Genomic DNA, 14,774 nt, shown 5'->3' with positions numbered 1-14,774 from the left:
GGAAGAAAAGGAAGAGGGTAGGGTAGGTCAGGCCTTGCGGCTGTGCAGGCGTTGCATGGCGCGGGTCAGCTCGCCGTCCAGCAGCGCCGGTACCACCTCCAGGGCGGCCTCGATGCTGGTGTCGAGCAGGTCCTGCTCGCTGCGCGGTGCGCGGCCCAGCACGAAGTTGGAAACCAGGCTGGCATGGCCCGGATGGCCGATGCCCAGGCGCAGGCGCTGGAAGCCGTTCTGATTGCCGAGCTGGGCGATGATGTCGCGCAGCCCGTTGTGCCCGCCGTGGCCGCCGCCGGTCTTGAGGCGTGCGGTGCCGGGTGGCAGGTCGAGTTCGTCATGGGCCACCAGGATGGCCGCCGGCGGGATGCGGAAAAAGCCGGCGAGCGCCGCCACGGCCTGGCCGCTGCGGTTCATGTAGGTGGTGGGGATGAGCAGACGAACATCGTTGCCCGCGTGGCGAAAACGCCCCACGAGGCCGTGATACTTGCGGTCGACAGCCAGGCTCGCGCCCTGGGCGGCTGCCAGCCGCTCAACGAAAAGGGCCCCTGCATTGTGCCGGGTCTGGTCGTATTCGGGGCCCGGATTACCCAGGCCGACGATCAGTTGGACGGCAGTCATGTCAGGAGCCCTTCTCTTTCAGGCGTGCGAGAACTTACTCGGCAGCGCCTTCTTCGGCAGCGCCGTCAGCAGCTTCTTCACGGATGCGCGGCATGTGGATGCTGGCAACCGGCAGATCGCTGCCGTGGGCCAGGGACACCAGCTCGACGCCAGCCGGGACGTTCAGGTCGCTCAGGTGAACGATCTGGTCCAGCTCGACCTTGGCCATGTCGACTTCGATGAATTCCGGCAGGTCTTTCGGCAGGCAGGAAACTTCGACTTCGTTGATGGTGTGCAGGATCTCGCCACCTTGCTGCTTCACGCCCACGGAGGTTTCCTGGTTCATGAAGTGCAGGGGGACGTGGGCGGTCAGCTTCTGGCCGGCGATGACGCGCAGGAAGTCAGCGTGCATGACGTAGCCCTTGGAGGGATGACGCTGCAGGGCCTTGACCAGGACGCTTTCGTTGCTGCCACCGACCTTCAGGGTGATGACGCTGGCGAAAGCGGCTTCGCTTTCCAGCATCTTGGCCAGGTCTTTGCCGACCAGGGTGATGGAGGTCGGAGCCTTGTCGCCACCGTAGATCACGGCGGGAACGTTACCGGCATTACGACGCAGGCGGCGGCTCGCACCTTTCCCCAGGTCGGAACGCACTTCGGCATTCAGAGTGAAATCAACCATTGTGAATCTCCAGGATAAGGAATCGGCAGACCGAGACTTGCGACCAGTTCTACGGCCCTACCGACTAAAAAGCCCCGGTAGACCGTCACGGCCTTCCGGGGCGCTTCCAGAGCGGCTGTTCCTTAACGGAACATCGCGCTGATGGATTCTTCGTTGCTGATCCGGCGTACCGCCTCGGCCACCACCGGCGCGATGTCCAGTTGGCGGATACGGCTGCAGGCCTGAGCCGCGGCGGAAAGCGGAATGGTGTTGGTCACCACCAGCTCGTCCAGCACGGAGTTGTCGATGTTCTCGATGGCCCGACCCGACAGCACCGGGTGGGTGCAGTAGGCCAGGACCTTGGCGGCGCCGTGTTCCTTCAGGGCCTTGGCCGCGTGGCACAGGGTGCCGGCGGTATCGACCATGTCGTCGACCAGCACGCAGGTGCGGTCCTGGATGTCACCGATGATGTGCATCACTTCCGACTGGTTGGCCTTGGGACGACGCTTATCGATGATCGCCAGGTCCACACCCAGGCTCTTGGCCACGGCACGCGCACGCACCACGCCGCCGATGTCCGGGGAGACGATCATCAGATTTTCGAAACGCTGGTCTTCGATGTCATCCACCAGGGCGGGGGAGCCGTAGATGTTGTCCACGGGAATATCGAAGAAACCCTGGATCTGGTCGGCGTGCAGATCGACGGTGAGCACCCGATTGATGCCCACCACGGTCAGCATGTCGGCCACGACCTTGGCGGTGATGGCGACGCGCGCGGAACGCGGACGGCGATCCTGGCGCGCATAGCCGAAATAGGGGATGACTGCGGTGATACGAGTGGCCGAGGAGCGGCGGAAGGCGTCGGCCATCACCACCAGTTCCATCAGGTTGTCGTTGGTCGGCTCGCAGGTGGGCTGGATGATGAAGACATCCTTGCCCCGAACGTTCTCGTTGATTTCGACGCTGATCTCGCCATCGGAGAATTTTCCGACGGAGACGTCACCGAGAGGGATGTGCAGCTGGCGCACGATGCGCCGTGCCAGATCGGGGTTGGCGTTCCCCGTGAAGACCATCATCTTGGACACGCTGCAGTTCCTGCGGCTTGAGGTGGGTCTTGGAAGGAAAATGGCAGGGGCGGCTGGATTCGAACCAACGCATGGCAGGATCAAAACCTGCTGCCTTACCGCTTGGCGACGCCCCTGTATCTTGCAGAGTACTAGCTGTACTCATTCTCTGGTCAGACTTGCTAGCGCCCGGTGCAACATGGAAGTGTTGCTGCCTTTGGCTACGAAGCCTGGAAGTGATGCTGGTAGCTGGCTTGCTACTGTATCAGCTTCGGTCTTATTTGGAAAGCTTCCAAATATGCAACCTCCAGTGCCGGTTAATCTAGCTGAAACAAATTTGTTTAGCAAGATCAAAGCGTTACGAATTTCTGGGTAACGCCTTTCGACCGTACTCTGGCAGTCGTTTCGACCTGACCACTTGAGAACGGCGCAAACTTTAATGGCGGGAGTGTCCCGTGTCAACAGCGGATCTGAAAAAATTTCTGCTGTACTTACAGAGACTTGCGGCACGGCCACGAGATACCAGGGTTCCGGCGGTGCGACCGGGGTGAGCTTTTCGCCCACGCCCTCGGCGAAGGCGGCCTGGCCACGGACGAACACCGGTACGTCGGCGCCCAGGCGCAGTCCCAGGGCCGCCAGGTCGTCGAGGCTGGCGCCCAGACCCCAGAGGTGATTTAGGCCGAGCAGGGTGGTGGCGGCATCCGAACTGCCTCCGCCGATGCCGCCGCCCATGGGCAGCCGCTTGGTCAGCCAGAGATCGGCGCCCTGCCGGGTACCGCTTTCCTGCTGCAGCAACCGGGCGGCGCGCAGGATGAGATTCTGCTCGGGGGCGACGCCCGGCAGGCCGTCGTGCAGCTGCAATTCGCCGTCGTCGCGTCCGGCAAAGCCCAGATCGTCGCCCCAGTCGAGAAACTGAAACAGCGTCTGCAGTTCGTGATACCCGTCCGCGCGGCGCCCGAGGATGTGCAGGAACAGATTGAGCTTGGCCGGCGCCGGCAGGGTGAAGGCGGGCGCTGGGGTCATTTGCCCAGCTCGCGCGGCTGCCAGGTCTTCACCACCAGGATGACTTCCAGGTCCTTGCCGGTGAGCTTGAGACGCTCGGGCAGGGTGTAGCCGTTCTGCTCGGTGTAGCGGGTGTATTCCACGGTCCAGCCGTCCTGCACCAGGCGCGCCAGGTGGCTGTCGGCGTCCAGGGTCAGCTGGCTGCGGCTGTCCGGGGCCGGCAGGCCGCGCACCCACCAGAGCAGGTGCGACACCGGCAGGCGCCAGCCGAGTTGCTGTTCCAGCAGGGCCTCGGGGGAATCGGCCTGATAGCTGCCCTGGCCGGAGACGTCGAGGGTGACGGCGCCCGGACGCCCGGTGAGGCGGGTGGCGCCGCGCCCCAGGGGGCCGGCCAGACGGATGTCGTAGTAGTCCTGGCGTTGCAGCCAGAACAGGGTGCCGCTGCCGGAATCGCGCGGCGCGCGGATGCCGACCTTGCCGTCGATCTGCCAACCGTCGAGGGCGGCAATACGTTTTTTATGGGCCTGCCACTGGGCGGCGTTGCCCTGGCCTTCCACGGCCTCCTGGCGAGAGGTGCTGGCGCAACCGGCCAGCAGGGCGAGCAGCAACAGGGTGAAGAGGGTACGCAGGCGGATCATCGGAGGGTTTCGCTTCCAGTCAGGCGTTTGAGGGTACTGCGCAGGATGGCGTCATCGGCGTCGGCGTCGAGGCCCACGCGCCAGACCTTGCGCGCTTCGCTGCGCTTGCCCTGGGCCCAGAGCACCTCGCCCAGGTGGGCCGCCACCTCGGCATCGGGGAAGCGTTCGTAGGCCTGGCGCAGATAGCGTTCGGCGTCGGCCAGCTGGCCCTGGCGATAGCGGATCCAGCCCATGCTGTCGAGGATCGCCGGATCGTCCGGACTCAGCTGGTGCGCCTTGTCGATCAGCTGGCGCGCCTCGGCCAGTCGCGGAGTGCGATCGGCCAGGGTGTAGCCGAGGGCGTTGAGCGCCATGGCGTTGTCGGGGTCGTGGGCGATGATATAGCGCAGATCGGCTTCCAGCTGACCGAGATCACCGCGCTTTTCCGCCAGCATGGAGCGGACATAGAGCAGATTCAGGTCGTTGGGATACTGCTGCAAGGCCTGCTGCACGGTCTGGTCGGCGAGGGCGGTCTGGTCGGCACTGGCCAGGCCTTCGACTTCCAGCAGATAGAGCGGCACGGCGTATTCGCTCTGGCGCTTGCGGGCGTCGGCCAGGCGCTGACGGGCCTCGGCGATGCGCCCACTGCCCAGCAGGATTTCCGCCTGGCGCTGCTGGGCGGCCAGGTAGTCGGTGCCCGGTCCGACCTGGGCGTATTCGGCCAGCGCCTGTTCGGGCTGGTCGAGTTCTTCGTAGCTGCGCCCCAGGTTGAGGTGCGCGGCGTCCACATGGCTGCCGCGCTCGAGCAGTTCCTTGAGATAGATCTGGGCTTCGCGCCAGGCCTGGGCTTCCAGGCAGACCAGCGCCAGGGAGAATCTGAGGTCGTCGTCGTCCGGGAACTGGGTGACCAGCTCGGCGAATTCGCGCTTGGCCTGGTCCAGGCGATCCAGCTCCACCAGCAGCCGGGCATGGGCCAGGCGCAGGCGGCGATCTTCCGGGTGCTGGCGGATGCCGGCTTCGAGCAGCGGCAGGGCCTCGGCGCTGCGGTCCTGGCTCTGCAGCAGGCGCGCGCGCAGGAGCAGCGGGGCGACTTCGCGCTTGGCCGCCGGATTGCGCTCCAGCAGTTTCAGCGCCTCGTCGGCGCGGCCGTCCTGCTGCAAGAGCAGCGCCTTGCCGAACAGCAGCTGGCCGTTGCGCGGATATTTGGCCAGCAGTCGATCGAAGCTCTTGAGCAGCCCGGCGCGGGTGGTCTCGTCGGTTTCCGCCGCGGACAGGGCGAGGAAATCGAAGTGGGTGTCGCCCTGGCCCTGGAGCACGCGCTCCATATAGGCCATGGATTCGTCGTAGCGCCCGGCGCGGGCCAGCATGATGGCGGCGGCGCGCTGGGCATCCAGGTTGTCGGGGGCGTTGCGCGCCCAGATCTGTGCGGTTTCCAGCGCCGGGGTATCGGCGCCCAGGTATTCGGCGATGCGGAAGGCGCGCTCGGCGACCCCTGGGTCCTGGGTCGACTTAGCCTGCTCGACATAGTTGGTCAGGGCGATGTCGAAACGGTTGCGCTGACCGGCCAGCTCGCCGACCAGCAGGTCATAGAGGGTGTCTTCGCGAAAGGAGCCGGCCGGTTGCGGCGTACTGGTCTTGGCGGTGGGCGGCGGGATGGCGGCGGCGGGCGTCGGCTGCCGGCCGAGGTTCTGGCAGCCGGCGAGCAGCAGGGCGGTCGTCAGCAGCGCGAGGTATCTGGTCATAGGGTCAGGGCGGCCTTTTTACAGTCGGTCCATCATGCCACAAGAGTCGCCGTGGCCGCGTCGCACATGCGGAGCGGCGGGCCGAGAAGTGCGGTGGTCGAGGCTGTTGACGCCTTTTGCCCGGCAAGATTCATTCGCCCAGGCTATGACGGCGATTGTCCGACGTCTCGTCGCTGCTGGTTGTCGCCACCGCCCGCGCGTAGGACAATGTTCGGCTTTCCCAATCCGTTCGACTGCTTGCGTCCATGGCCTTTCTCGCGCTCGGCATCAATCACAAGACCGCCTCGGTTGAGGTGCGCGAACGCGTGGCTTTCACTCCAGAGCAGACGGTCGAGGCCCTGCGCCAGCTGGAGCAGGCCACCCACAGTCGCGAAGCGGCGATTCTTTCCACCTGCAATCGCAGCGAACTCTACCTGGAGCTGGAGCCCAGCCTGGCGGACGCCGTGCTGGCCTGGCTCGCCCAGTACCACCGGGTGCCTCTGGAAGACCTGCGCGCCAGCATCTATCTGCACCAGGACGAAGCCGCGGTGCGCCACATGATGCGGGTGGCCGCCGGGCTGGACTCCATGGTGCTGGGCGAGCCGCAGATCCTTGGCCAGCTCAAGTCGGCCTATGCCGTGGCCCGCGAGGCCGGCACCGTGGGGCCGCTGCTAGGCCGCCTGTTCCAGGCCACCTTCAACACCGCCAAGGCGGTGCGCACCGACACGGCGATCGGCGAGAACCCGGTGTCGGTGGCCTTTGCCGCGGTCAGCCTGGCCAAGCAGATCTTCAGCGACCTCAGCCGCAGCCAGGCGTTGCTGATCGGCGCTGGCGAGACCATCACCCTGGTCGCCCGCCATCTGCACGAACAGGGCGTGCGCCGCATCGTCGTCGCCAACCGCACCCTGGAGCGCGCCAGCCACCTGGCCGAGGAATTCGGCGCCCATACCGTGCTCCTGGCCGACATTCCCGACGAACTGGTCAACAGCGACATCGTCATCAGTTCCACTGCCAGCCAGTTGCCCATCCTCGGCAAGGGCGCGGTGGAACGGGCGCTCAAGCAGCGTCGGCACAAGCCCATCTTCATGGTCGACATCGCCGTGCCGCGCGACATCGAGCCGGAGGTGAGCGAGCTGGAAGACGTCTACCTCTATACGGTGGACGACCTGCACGAGGTGGTGGCGGAAAATCTCAAGAGTCGCCAGGGCGCGGCCCAGGCCGCCGAGAAGCTGGTGCTGGCCGGGGTCGACGACTTCATGCAGCGGCTACGCGAGCGCGCCGCGGTGGACGTGGTCCGCGCCTATCGTCAGCAGGGCGAGCAGATCCGCGACGACGAACTGGCTCGCGCCCAGCGCCAGCTGGCCAATGGCGCCGATCCCCAGGAAGCCCTGGCCGCCCTGGCGCGCAGCCTCACCAACAAGCTGATGCACGCACCGAGCGTGCAGCTCAAGAAACTATCCGCCGAGGGACGCGTCGACGCGCTGACCCTGGCTCAGGAACTCTTCGCCCTCGACGAGGGTTTGGACAAGACATGAAGACCTCTCTGTTGCACAAGCTCGACGGTCTGCAGGACCGCTTCGAGGAGCTGACCGCGCTGTTGGGCGACGCCGAAGTCATCAGCGACCAGACCCAGTTCCGCGCCTATTCCAAGGAATACGCTGAACTCGAGCCGGTCAGCCAGGCGTTCACCGAATACCGCAAGGTGCAGGCCGACCTGGAGGGCGCCCAGGCGCTACTCAAGGACAGCGATCCGGATCTGCGCGAGATGGCCGAGGAAGAGGTCGGCACTGCCAAGGCGCGCCTGCAGGAACTGGAAGACGAGTTGCAGCGCATGATGCTGCCGCGCGATCCCAACGACGGCCGCAACGTCTTCCTGGAAATCCGCGCCGGTACCGGTGGCGACGAGGCGGCGATCTTTGCCGGCGATCTGTTCCGCATGTATTCGCGCTATGCCGAACGCCAGGGCTGGCGACTGGAAGTGCTCTCGGAAAACGAGGGCGAGCACGGCGGCTTCAAGGAGGTCATCGCCCGGGTCGAGGGCGACAACGTCTACGCCAAGCTCAAGTTCGAGTCCGGCGCGCACCGGGTGCAGCGGGTGCCGGAAACCGAATCCCAGGGCCGCATCCACACCTCGGCCTGTACCGTGGCGGTGCTGCCCGAGCCCGACGAGCAGCAGGCCATCGAGATCAATCCGGCCGATCTGCGCGTCGACACCTATCGCTCCTCCGGGGCGGGCGGTCAGCACGTCAACAAGACCGACTCCGCGGTGCGCATCACCCACCTGCCCACCGGCATCGTGGTGGAGTGCCAGGAGGAACGCTCCCAGCACAAGAACCGCGCCAAGGCCATGGCCTGGCTGTCGGCCAAGCTCAACGACCAGCAGGACGCGGCGGCGCACAAGGAAATGTCCGACACCCGCCGGCTGCTGGTGGGGTCGGGTGACCGCTCCGAGCGCATCCGTACCTACAACTTCCCCCAGGGGCGGGTGACCGATCACCGCATCAACCTGACCCTCTATTCCCTCAGCGAGGTGGTCAACGGCGACGTCCAGCAGGTCATCGATCCGCTGCTGCAGGAATACCAGGCCGACCAGCTGGCGGCCCTGGGAGACTAAGCCATGGCCACCATCGGCGCCCTGGTGCGCGAAAGCCAGTTGCCGGATTCGCCCAGCGCCCGCCTCGACGTGGAATTGCTGCTGGCGGCCGCCCTGGACAAGCCACGCAGCTACCTGCGCACCTGGCCGGAAAAGCTGGTGCCGCGCGAGGCCCTGGCACGGTTCCAGGCCGATCTCGAACGCCGCCGGCAGGGCGAGCCGGTGGCCTATATCCTCGGCCAGCAGGGCTTCTGGTCGCTGGACCTGGAGGTCAGCCCCGATACCCTGATCCCGCGTCCCGACACCGAGGTGCTGGTGGAAACCGCCCTGGCGCTGCCCCTGGCCGACGAGGTGCGGGTGCTGGATCTGGGCACGGGTACCGGCGCCATCGCCCTGGCCCTGGCCCATGAACGACCGCGCTGGCAGGTCAGCGGCGTGGATCGCATCCCGGCCGCAGTGGAGCTGGCGCAACGCAACGCCCAGCGCCTGCGGCTGGGCAACGTCGGCTTCCAGCAGAGTCACTGGTTCGCCGCCCTCGCCGGACAGCGTTTCGAGCTGATCGTCAGCAATCCGCCCTATATCGCCGGCAGCGATCGCCATCTCGACGAAGGCGATGTGCGCTTCGAGCCGCGCAGCGCCCTAGTGGCTGGCGCCGATGGCCTGGACGACATCCGCGAGCTGATCGCGGCGGCGCCCGCGCACCTGCAGCCGGGTGGCTGGCTGTGGCTGGAGCACGGCTTCGAGCAGGCCGCCGCGGTACGCGAACTGCTGGTGCGCCAGGGCTTCATCGAGGTCGAGAGTCGCCAGGACCTGGGTGGTCATGCGCGCATCAGCGGAGGCCGCTGGCCATGCTGAGCGATGGCGAACTGCTGCGCTACAGCCGGCAGATCTTGCTGGCCCAGGTGGATATCGCCGGACAATTGCGACTGAAGGACGCCAGGGTGCTCATCGTCGGCCTCGGCGGTCTGGGGTCGCCGGTGGCGCTCTACCTGGCTGCCGCCGGCGTCGGCGAATTGCACCTGGCCGACTTCGACCAGGTGGACCTGAGCAACCTGCAGCGCCAGGTGCTGCACGACGAGAGCCGCATCGGCCAGGGCAAGGTGGATTCCGCCCTGCAACGCCTGGCGGCGCTCAATCCGGAGGTACGCCTGGTGCCGCTGCGCGAGGCGCTGGACGCCGACAGCCTGGCGGCGCGCATCGCCGCGGTGGACCTGGTGCTGGACTGCTCGGACAACTTCACCACCCGCGCGGCCGTGAACGCCGCCTGCGTCGCCACCGGGCGGCCGCTGGTGAGTGGCGCGGCCATTCGCCTGGAAGGCCAGCTCAGCGTCTTCGATCCGCGTCGTGCCGACAGTCCCTGCTATCACTGCCTCTATGGCGAGGGCAGCGAAGCCGAGCTCAGTTGCAGCGAAGCCGGGGTGCTTGGTCCGGTGGTGGGCCTGGTGGGCAGTCTGCAGGCACTGGAAGCGCTCAAGTTGCTGGCCGGCTTCGGCGAGCCGCTGGTGGGACGGCTACTGCTGGTGGATGCCGCGGGCAGTCGCTTCCGCGAATTGCGCGTCCGGCGCGATCCGGGGTGCCCGGTGTGCGGCGCCCGCCATGGCTGAGGAGGCGCCGGTCGGGGTCTTCGACTCGGGCGTCGGCGGCCTGTCGGTGCTGGCGGAGATCCGCCAGCTGTTGCCAGCGGAAACCCTGCATTACATCGCCGACTGCGGCCATATCCCCTATGGGGAAAAGACCCCTGCCTTCATCCGCGAGCGCTGCCAGCTGATCGCGGCGCGGCTGCACGCCCAGGGTGCCAAGGCCCTGGTGGTGGCCTGCAACACCGCCACCGTGGCGGCGGTGGCCGATCTGCGCGAACGCTATCCCCGCTGGCCCATCGTCGGCATGGAGCCGGCGGTGAAGCCGGCGGCCGCCGCCACCCGCAATGGCCGGGTCGGGGTGCTGGCGACCACGGGTACGCTGCAGAGCGCCAAGTTCGCGGCCTTGCTGGACCGATTCGCCCTGGGCGTCCAGGTCGTGACCCAGCCCTGCCCGGGACTGGTGGAGCAGGTCGAGCGCGGCGATCTGCACGGCCCCGAGACCCGGCGCCTGCTGCAGGGTTTTCTCGAGCCGCTGCTGACGGCAGAGTGCGACACCCTGATCCTGGGGTGCACCCACTACCCCTTCCTGCGCCCCTTGCTGGCCGAACTGGTGCCGCCAGAAATCATCCTGGTGGACACCGGCGCCGCCGTGGCCCGACGCCTGCAGAGTCTGCTGGCGCGGGACGCGCGCCTGGCCCGTGGACCCGCCGGCCCGACGCGGATCTGGACGTCCGGCGAGCCCGCCGACCTGGAGGCGGTACTGCCGCAACTCTGGCCGGCAGGTGCCGAGGTAAAGGCGTTCGTCTGACTTTTCTGCCCGGGTTTTGCTCGCCAAATGCCTGTCCAGCGACTAGCATCCGACCTTGTAGGTAAAAATGTCCCAGCCTGTGAACACCTTCACGACTTAGGGGTCAATGCTGGCGGTTCGTAAAAACTAGAAACATCCATAAGGGCACTCTCATGAACAAATTGCTTTCCCTCGCAGTAGCCGCCGCGCTTTCGCTGGGTGGCGTGGCAGCGGCACAGGCTGTGGAAATCACCGGGGCGGTCGGCGCCACCAGCCAGAGCGGCATGACCTACCGCATCGGTGCCGGCTGGAACTGGGACAAGAGCTGGTGGCAGAGCTCCACCGGCCGCCTGACCGGTTACTGGGATGCGGGCTACACCTACTGGGAAGGTGACAACGGCCATTCTTCCGACCAGCATTCGCTGTCCTTCGCCCCGGTGTTCGTCTACGAATTCGGCCAGGGCCAGGTGAAGCCCTTCGTCGAGGCCGGTATCGGCGTCTCGGTCTTCTCCAGCACCAAGGTCGGCGAACAGGACCTGGGTTCGGCCTTCAACTTCGAAGACCGCATCGGCCTGGGCCTGAAGTTCGGCGACACCCAGCGCGTCGGCATCCGCGCGACCCACTATTCCAACGCCGGCATCAAGCAGCCCAACGATGGCATCGAGTCCTATGCGCTGTTCTACAGCCATACCCTCTGATCCAGGGCTGCTATGAAAAAAGCCGGACCTAGTCCGGCTTTTTCGTTTCCGTCTTGCGCGCCATGCCGCGGTAGGCGGCCAGGGCGCGCTGGCGACTCTCGCCCAGGTCCACCAGCGGCGTCAGGTAGCGGCCCCCGGGGGTGTGCACGGCCTTGCCCTTGAGGTCGGCTAGCTCCGGTATCCAGGTGCGCACATAATCGCCCCGGGCATCGATCTTGAGCGCCTGGGTATGGGGATTGAACACCCGGAAATAGGGCACCGAATCGGTCCCGGTGGAGGCGCTCCACTGCCAGCCGCCGTTGTTGGAGGCCAGGTCGCCGTCGATGAGGTGCTGCATGAACCAGCGTTCACCTTCACGCCAGTCGATCAGCAGATTCTTGCAGAGAAACATGGCGGTCAGCATGCGCATGCGATTGTGCATCCAGCCGGTCTGCAGGAGCTGGCGCATGGCGGCATCGATGATGGGAATCCCGGTGCGCCCCTGCTGCCAGGCGTCGAGGCCTTCGCGGTCGTTACGCCAGGGCAGGGCGGCCAGGTCCCGGTTGAACGGCTGGTGCCGCGAAACCCAGGGATAGCCCACCAGTACGTGGCGATAGAATTCGCGCCAGAGCAACTCGGTGATCCAGGTGGCCGCTCCCTGCTTGCCACCGCTAAGCAGGCCGTCATTGGCGCGGACCGCCGCCTGCAGGCACTGCCGGGGCGTCAGCACGCCGGCGTTGAGGTAGGCGGACAACTGGCTGGTACCGGGTGTGGAGGGAATGTCCCGCGCCTGGTGATAGTCCTCCAGGTCGTCCTGGATAAAGGCCTGCAGACGCTGCAGGCCGGCCTCTTCACCGGCCGGCCACAGCTGTTGCACCTCGGGCGAGATGGCCGCAAAGCCGGCGACCGAGGTGGGCAGGTCATCCGCCTGGACCAGACTTTTCTTCTGCTTGCCGGGAGCGGGCAGGGGCGTCGGCAGACCGGTTTCCAGGCGTGCCAGGCAGGTCTTCCTGAACTGGCCGAAGACCTTGAAATAGCCGCCGCTCTTGGTCAGCACCGTACCCGGCGCGAACAGCGTCTGGTCCAGATAGCGATGGGCCGTCAGCCCCGCCGCTTCGAAGGCTTCAGCCACGGCGTCGTCGCGCGCGGCTTCGTTGACCCCGTATTCGTCATTGAAGTGCAGGTGTTCGAGGTCCAGTTCCCTGGCCAGCTCAAGCAGTACCTGGGGCGCCTGTTTCCAGCGCTCGGCGCTACGCACCAGCAAGGGAATACCGAGAGAACCGAGCGTCTTGCCCAGTTCGGCGAGATTGCGCAGCCAGAAATCGACCTTGACCGCCGCCTCGTCATGTTCCTGCCACTGGGCAGGACTCAGCAGGAAGACGGCCACCACCGGACCCTGTTCGGCGGCGGCGTGGAGAGCGGGATGATCGAGGGTGCGCAGGTCGGTACGAAACCAGACGAGCTGACTCATGCGTGGCGTTCCTGGCGCAGGAGGCCGGCACTCTGCAGGCGGTCGAAGGCCTCCCCCGGGCTGCGCGCCGGTGCGGCATCGGCGGTGAGGGATTCGCCCAGAGCGCCCAGGGTCAGGCAGGGGCGGGCATGGCGGTTGGCGAAGGTCTGCAGCTGGCGGCGCAGCTCGCTGTCGGGTCGACTGTCACGGCAGAGCACCAGCGCCCGGGGCTCCAGCTGCTCGACCAGGCGATCCAGATTGCCCGCGGGGACCGCCCATTCCACGATCTCGACCGGGCACTCGGCGGTGCTGATCAGCCAGGCGCAGAGCCACAGGGACACATTCATCGGCGTGTCGTCGAGATTGAGCAGCACCAGGGGGGCGCCTCTCAGGCTGTGCTGGCTGTGGTAGATCCGCGCGCCCAGCTTGCTGCGCAGCCAGGACTGGAAGAACACCTGTTGCAAGCGGCCATCGTCGGTGGCCTGGCTCAGGCGCTCCAGTTCCCGCAGCAGCGGCCAGAGCAACTGGTCCAGCAGCACCCGCGGGGGATAGAGCGAGGCGGCGCGATTGTAGGCTTCGTCCAGGGCGCGCGAGGCCAGCCGGCCGATGGCGTCCATCATCTCCTGATGGATGCCCTGCCAAGGCGTGTCGCTAGGTACCGCGGCGGGCCGCTGTTCGTCGAGCAGTCCCTTGACCTGGCTGACCGCCACGCCGCGGGCGATCCAGGCGAGGATCTGCTGCACCCGGACCACATGGGCCTCGCTGTACAGCCGATGGCCCTTGGGGGTGCGCTTGGGCACCAGCAAGCCATAGCGCCGCTCCCAGGCCCTCAACGTCACGGCGTTCACGCCGGTGCGCCGGGCGATTTCCCGGATGGGCAGCCAGCCCTCATGGAGAGCGGACTGGTAGTCCTGCTCTTCGGCGTTGGACGACGAAGGCAAGGGAGAGGCGCTAGATGGCATTTCGCAGACTCAGGCGTTCGGGGTGCGGTTGGAGATAGGCCTGCTCGTTCACATAACGATCCGGATGCTGGCGGAAGTGGTGCTTGAGCAGCGTCAGGGGCACGACCAGAGGAACGACGCCCTCGTGGTACTGCTCGATGAGCTGTTGCATTTCCTGCTTCTCGCTGTCGCTCAGGACCCGACGCAGATAACCGAATAGATGATAGAGCACATTGCAGTGAGTACCACGGGTAGCGCACTTTTTCAGTGCAGCCATCAGGCCACTGAAATACTCCTGTCCCAGCTCGTCCAGATTGCGCTGGCCGATGCTGCCGACCAACTGACCAAGCGCCCGGGCCCGGTGGGCATCATGGGCCATGAGTTGGTACTTGTAGCGCGAATGATAGGACAGCAGGGCACGTGCCGTCAGGCCTTGTTGCATGAGCTGCAGCCAATGAGCGTGGGCGAAGACGCGGGTGACGAAGTTTTCCCGCAGCACCGGATCATTCAGGCGCCCGGCTTCTTCCACCGGCAAGTCCGGTCGTAGACGCATGATGGCGGCGGCGAACAGGCCGCGACCGTCGGTTTCGCTGCCCTGGCCATTGGCGTGATAGACCTTGACCCTTTCCATGCCACAGGAAGGCGATTTCTGCATGAAGATGAAGCCGGACAGGTCGGTGAGCTCGCCCGCCATCTTTTCCCCGTAGCGGGTCAGGGCGGCGGTCACGTCCAGGCTGGGATCGACGGTGCCCACCGCGCGCGGCGCCTGGGAGTCGCCCACCAGGCGGATGGGTTCGCGGGGCGTGCCGAGGCCGATGGCCATTTCCGGGCAGACCCGGACGAAGTCGAAGTGCTCGGCGAAGGTCTGGCTGCAGAGCCGGGATTCCTTGTGTCCACCGTTATAGCGGACTTCGTCACCCAGCAGGCAGGCACTGATGCCCAGGCGCGGGCGGGGCAGGCTGGAGGAGGAGTTGGCAAGCATGGAGATCCCCTGTCGTGTATTTTCTTGTACAAGGTTTTCCTGTTTGTACAAGTTTGGTGCAACTTTCGACAGGGGGCTGCGGCAAAAGATTCGCCGCAGGTTACAGACGGC

At 66.2% G+C, this 14,774-nt stretch carries 15 protein-coding genes and 1 tRNA gene; 6 read left to right on the top strand and 10 right to left on the bottom strand.

All coding sequences use genetic code 11. The features are described from left to right. Window positions 1-27: 27 nt before the first annotated feature. From pth to ACZ5R1_RS20105, 7 genes are all read right to left on the bottom strand, one after another. The gene (pth, locus tag ACZ5R1_RS20135; RefSeq protein ID WP_042136568.1) at window positions 28-612 is read right to left on the bottom strand and encodes an aminoacyl-tRNA hydrolase; all 585 of its coding nucleotides are present in this window, start codon (window positions 610-612) and stop codon (window positions 28-30) included. 34 nt (window positions 613-646) lie between these two features. Further along, window positions 647-1,270, bottom strand: coding sequence for a 50S ribosomal protein L25/general stress protein Ctc (locus ACZ5R1_RS20130; protein ID WP_027602867.1), 624 nt, complete (start codon window positions 1,268-1,270; stop codon window positions 647-649). A gap of 122 nt (window positions 1,271-1,392) precedes the next feature. Beyond that, window positions 1,393-2,334, bottom strand: coding sequence for a ribose-phosphate pyrophosphokinase (locus ACZ5R1_RS20125; protein ID WP_007161553.1), 942 nt, complete (start codon window positions 2,332-2,334; stop codon window positions 1,393-1,395). 41 nt (window positions 2,335-2,375) lie between these two features. Next, window positions 2,376-2,450, bottom strand: a tRNA-Gln gene (locus ACZ5R1_RS20120). A 25-nt stretch (window positions 2,451-2,475) separates the two neighbouring features. Then, entirely contained in the window at window positions 2,476-3,336 is an 861-nt protein-coding gene (gene ispE, locus ACZ5R1_RS20115; RefSeq protein WP_042136570.1) for a 4-(cytidine 5'-diphospho)-2-C-methyl-D-erythritol kinase, read from the bottom strand. After that, a complete protein-coding gene (gene lolB / locus ACZ5R1_RS20110; protein ID WP_037007293.1) occupies window positions 3,333-3,953 on the bottom strand; it encodes a lipoprotein insertase outer membrane protein LolB in 621 nt (206 codons plus the stop codon). Before lolB ends, ispE begins: the two co-directional genes overlap by 4 nt. Continuing rightward, the gene (locus ACZ5R1_RS20105; protein ID WP_027602869.1) at window positions 3,950-5,674 is read right to left on the bottom strand and encodes a tetratricopeptide repeat protein; all 1,725 of its coding nucleotides are present in this window, start codon (window positions 5,672-5,674) and stop codon (window positions 3,950-3,952) included. Before ACZ5R1_RS20105 ends, lolB begins: the two co-directional genes overlap by 4 nt. 245 nt (window positions 5,675-5,919) lie before the next feature. Here ACZ5R1_RS20105 and hemA point away from each other — a divergent pair, with 245 nt between their 5' ends. The 6 genes from hemA (at window position 5,920) to ACZ5R1_RS20075 (ending at window position 11,311) form a co-directional block, all read left to right on the top strand. After that, a complete protein-coding gene (gene hemA / locus ACZ5R1_RS20100) occupies window positions 5,920-7,188 on the top strand; it encodes a glutamyl-tRNA reductase (protein WP_007161557.1) in 1,269 nt (422 codons plus the stop codon). After that, complete coding sequence (gene prfA / locus ACZ5R1_RS20095; protein WP_042136573.1) at window positions 7,185-8,267, top strand: peptide chain release factor 1; 1,083 nt, start codon at window positions 7,185-7,187, stop codon at window positions 8,265-8,267. The genes hemA and prfA overlap by 4 nt, the downstream gene beginning before the upstream one ends. Window positions 8,268-8,270: 3 nt before the next feature. After that, complete coding sequence (prmC, locus tag ACZ5R1_RS20090) at window positions 8,271-9,101, top strand: peptide chain release factor N(5)-glutamine methyltransferase (RefSeq protein WP_042136575.1); 831 nt, start codon at window positions 8,271-8,273, stop codon at window positions 9,099-9,101. Then, a complete protein-coding gene (locus ACZ5R1_RS20085) occupies window positions 9,095-9,850 on the top strand; it encodes a molybdopterin-synthase adenylyltransferase MoeB (RefSeq protein WP_042136577.1) in 756 nt (251 codons plus the stop codon). The genes prmC and ACZ5R1_RS20085 overlap by 7 nt, the downstream gene beginning before the upstream one ends. Beyond that, window positions 9,843-10,634 (top strand): glutamate racemase, encoded by a 792-nt coding sequence (gene murI / locus ACZ5R1_RS20080; RefSeq protein WP_042136579.1) that lies wholly within the window; start codon window positions 9,843-9,845, stop codon window positions 10,632-10,634. The genes ACZ5R1_RS20085 and murI overlap by 8 nt, the downstream gene beginning before the upstream one ends. Before the next feature lie 152 nt (window positions 10,635-10,786). Continuing rightward, window positions 10,787-11,311 (top strand): acyloxyacyl hydrolase, encoded by a 525-nt coding sequence (locus ACZ5R1_RS20075; protein ID WP_027598954.1) that lies wholly within the window; start codon window positions 10,787-10,789, stop codon window positions 11,309-11,311. 28 nt (window positions 11,312-11,339) lie between these two features. Here ACZ5R1_RS20075 and ACZ5R1_RS20070 read toward each other — a convergent pair whose 3' ends face one another. Genes ACZ5R1_RS20070 through ACZ5R1_RS20060 form a run of 3 tightly spaced genes read right to left on the bottom strand, consistent with a single transcriptional unit; the run spans window position 11,340 to window position 14,663 of the window. Further along, a complete protein-coding gene (locus ACZ5R1_RS20070) occupies window positions 11,340-12,761 on the bottom strand; it encodes a cryptochrome/photolyase family protein (RefSeq protein WP_042136583.1) in 1,422 nt (473 codons plus the stop codon). Beyond that, window positions 12,758-13,681 (bottom strand): MerR family transcriptional regulator, encoded by a 924-nt coding sequence (locus ACZ5R1_RS20065; RefSeq protein WP_052382670.1) that lies wholly within the window; start codon window positions 13,679-13,681, stop codon window positions 12,758-12,760. Before ACZ5R1_RS20065 ends, ACZ5R1_RS20070 begins: the two co-directional genes overlap by 4 nt. Before the next feature lie 10 nt (window positions 13,682-13,691). After that, window positions 13,692-14,663, bottom strand: coding sequence for a YbgA family protein (locus ACZ5R1_RS20060; protein WP_027602876.1), 972 nt, complete (start codon window positions 14,661-14,663; stop codon window positions 13,692-13,694). Window positions 14,664-14,774 lie beyond the last annotated feature (111 nt).

It is taken from the genome of Pseudomonas sp. Pso3, assembly GCF_055393275.1.
Note: the sequence above shows the minus strand (reverse complement) of the source record. Positions and strands in the feature narration are given on the sequence as shown.

What these genes read in the sequence shown, in the direction of transcription:
- ACZ5R1_RS20085 (WP_042136577.1), top strand. Translation starts at nt 9,095, where the DNA reads ATGCTGAGCGATGGCGAACTGCTGCGCTACAGCCGGCAGATCTTGCTG.
- ACZ5R1_RS20060 (WP_027602876.1), bottom strand. Translation starts at nt 14,663, where the DNA reads ATGCTTGCCAACTCCTCCTCCAGCCTGCCCCGCCCGCGCCTGGGCATC.
- ACZ5R1_RS20075 (WP_027598954.1), top strand. Translation starts at nt 10,787, where the DNA reads ATGAACAAATTGCTTTCCCTCGCAGTAGCCGCCGCGCTTTCGCTGGGT.
- murI (WP_042136579.1), top strand. Translation starts at nt 9,843, where the DNA reads ATGGCTGAGGAGGCGCCGGTCGGGGTCTTCGACTCGGGCGTCGGCGGC.
- hemA (WP_007161557.1), top strand. Translation starts at nt 5,920, where the DNA reads ATGGCCTTTCTCGCGCTCGGCATCAATCACAAGACCGCCTCGGTTGAG.
- ACZ5R1_RS20105 (WP_027602869.1), bottom strand. Translation starts at nt 5,674, where the DNA reads ATGACCAGATACCTCGCGCTGCTGACGACCGCCCTGCTGCTCGCCGGC.
- prmC (WP_042136575.1), top strand. Translation starts at nt 8,271, where the DNA reads ATGGCCACCATCGGCGCCCTGGTGCGCGAAAGCCAGTTGCCGGATTCG.
- prfA (WP_042136573.1), top strand. Translation starts at nt 7,185, where the DNA reads ATGAAGACCTCTCTGTTGCACAAGCTCGACGGTCTGCAGGACCGCTTC.
- ACZ5R1_RS20070 (WP_042136583.1), bottom strand. Translation starts at nt 12,761, where the DNA reads ATGAGTCAGCTCGTCTGGTTTCGTACCGACCTGCGCACCCTCGATCAT.
- ACZ5R1_RS20130 (WP_027602867.1), bottom strand. Translation starts at nt 1,270, where the DNA reads ATGGTTGATTTCACTCTGAATGCCGAAGTGCGTTCCGACCTGGGGAAA.
- pth (WP_042136568.1), bottom strand. Translation starts at nt 612, where the DNA reads ATGACTGCCGTCCAACTGATCGTCGGCCTGGGTAATCCGGGCCCCGAA.
- lolB (WP_037007293.1), bottom strand. Translation starts at nt 3,953, where the DNA reads ATGATCCGCCTGCGTACCCTCTTCACCCTGTTGCTGCTCGCCCTGCTG.
- ispE (WP_042136570.1), bottom strand. Translation starts at nt 3,336, where the DNA reads ATGACCCCAGCGCCCGCCTTCACCCTGCCGGCGCCGGCCAAGCTCAAT.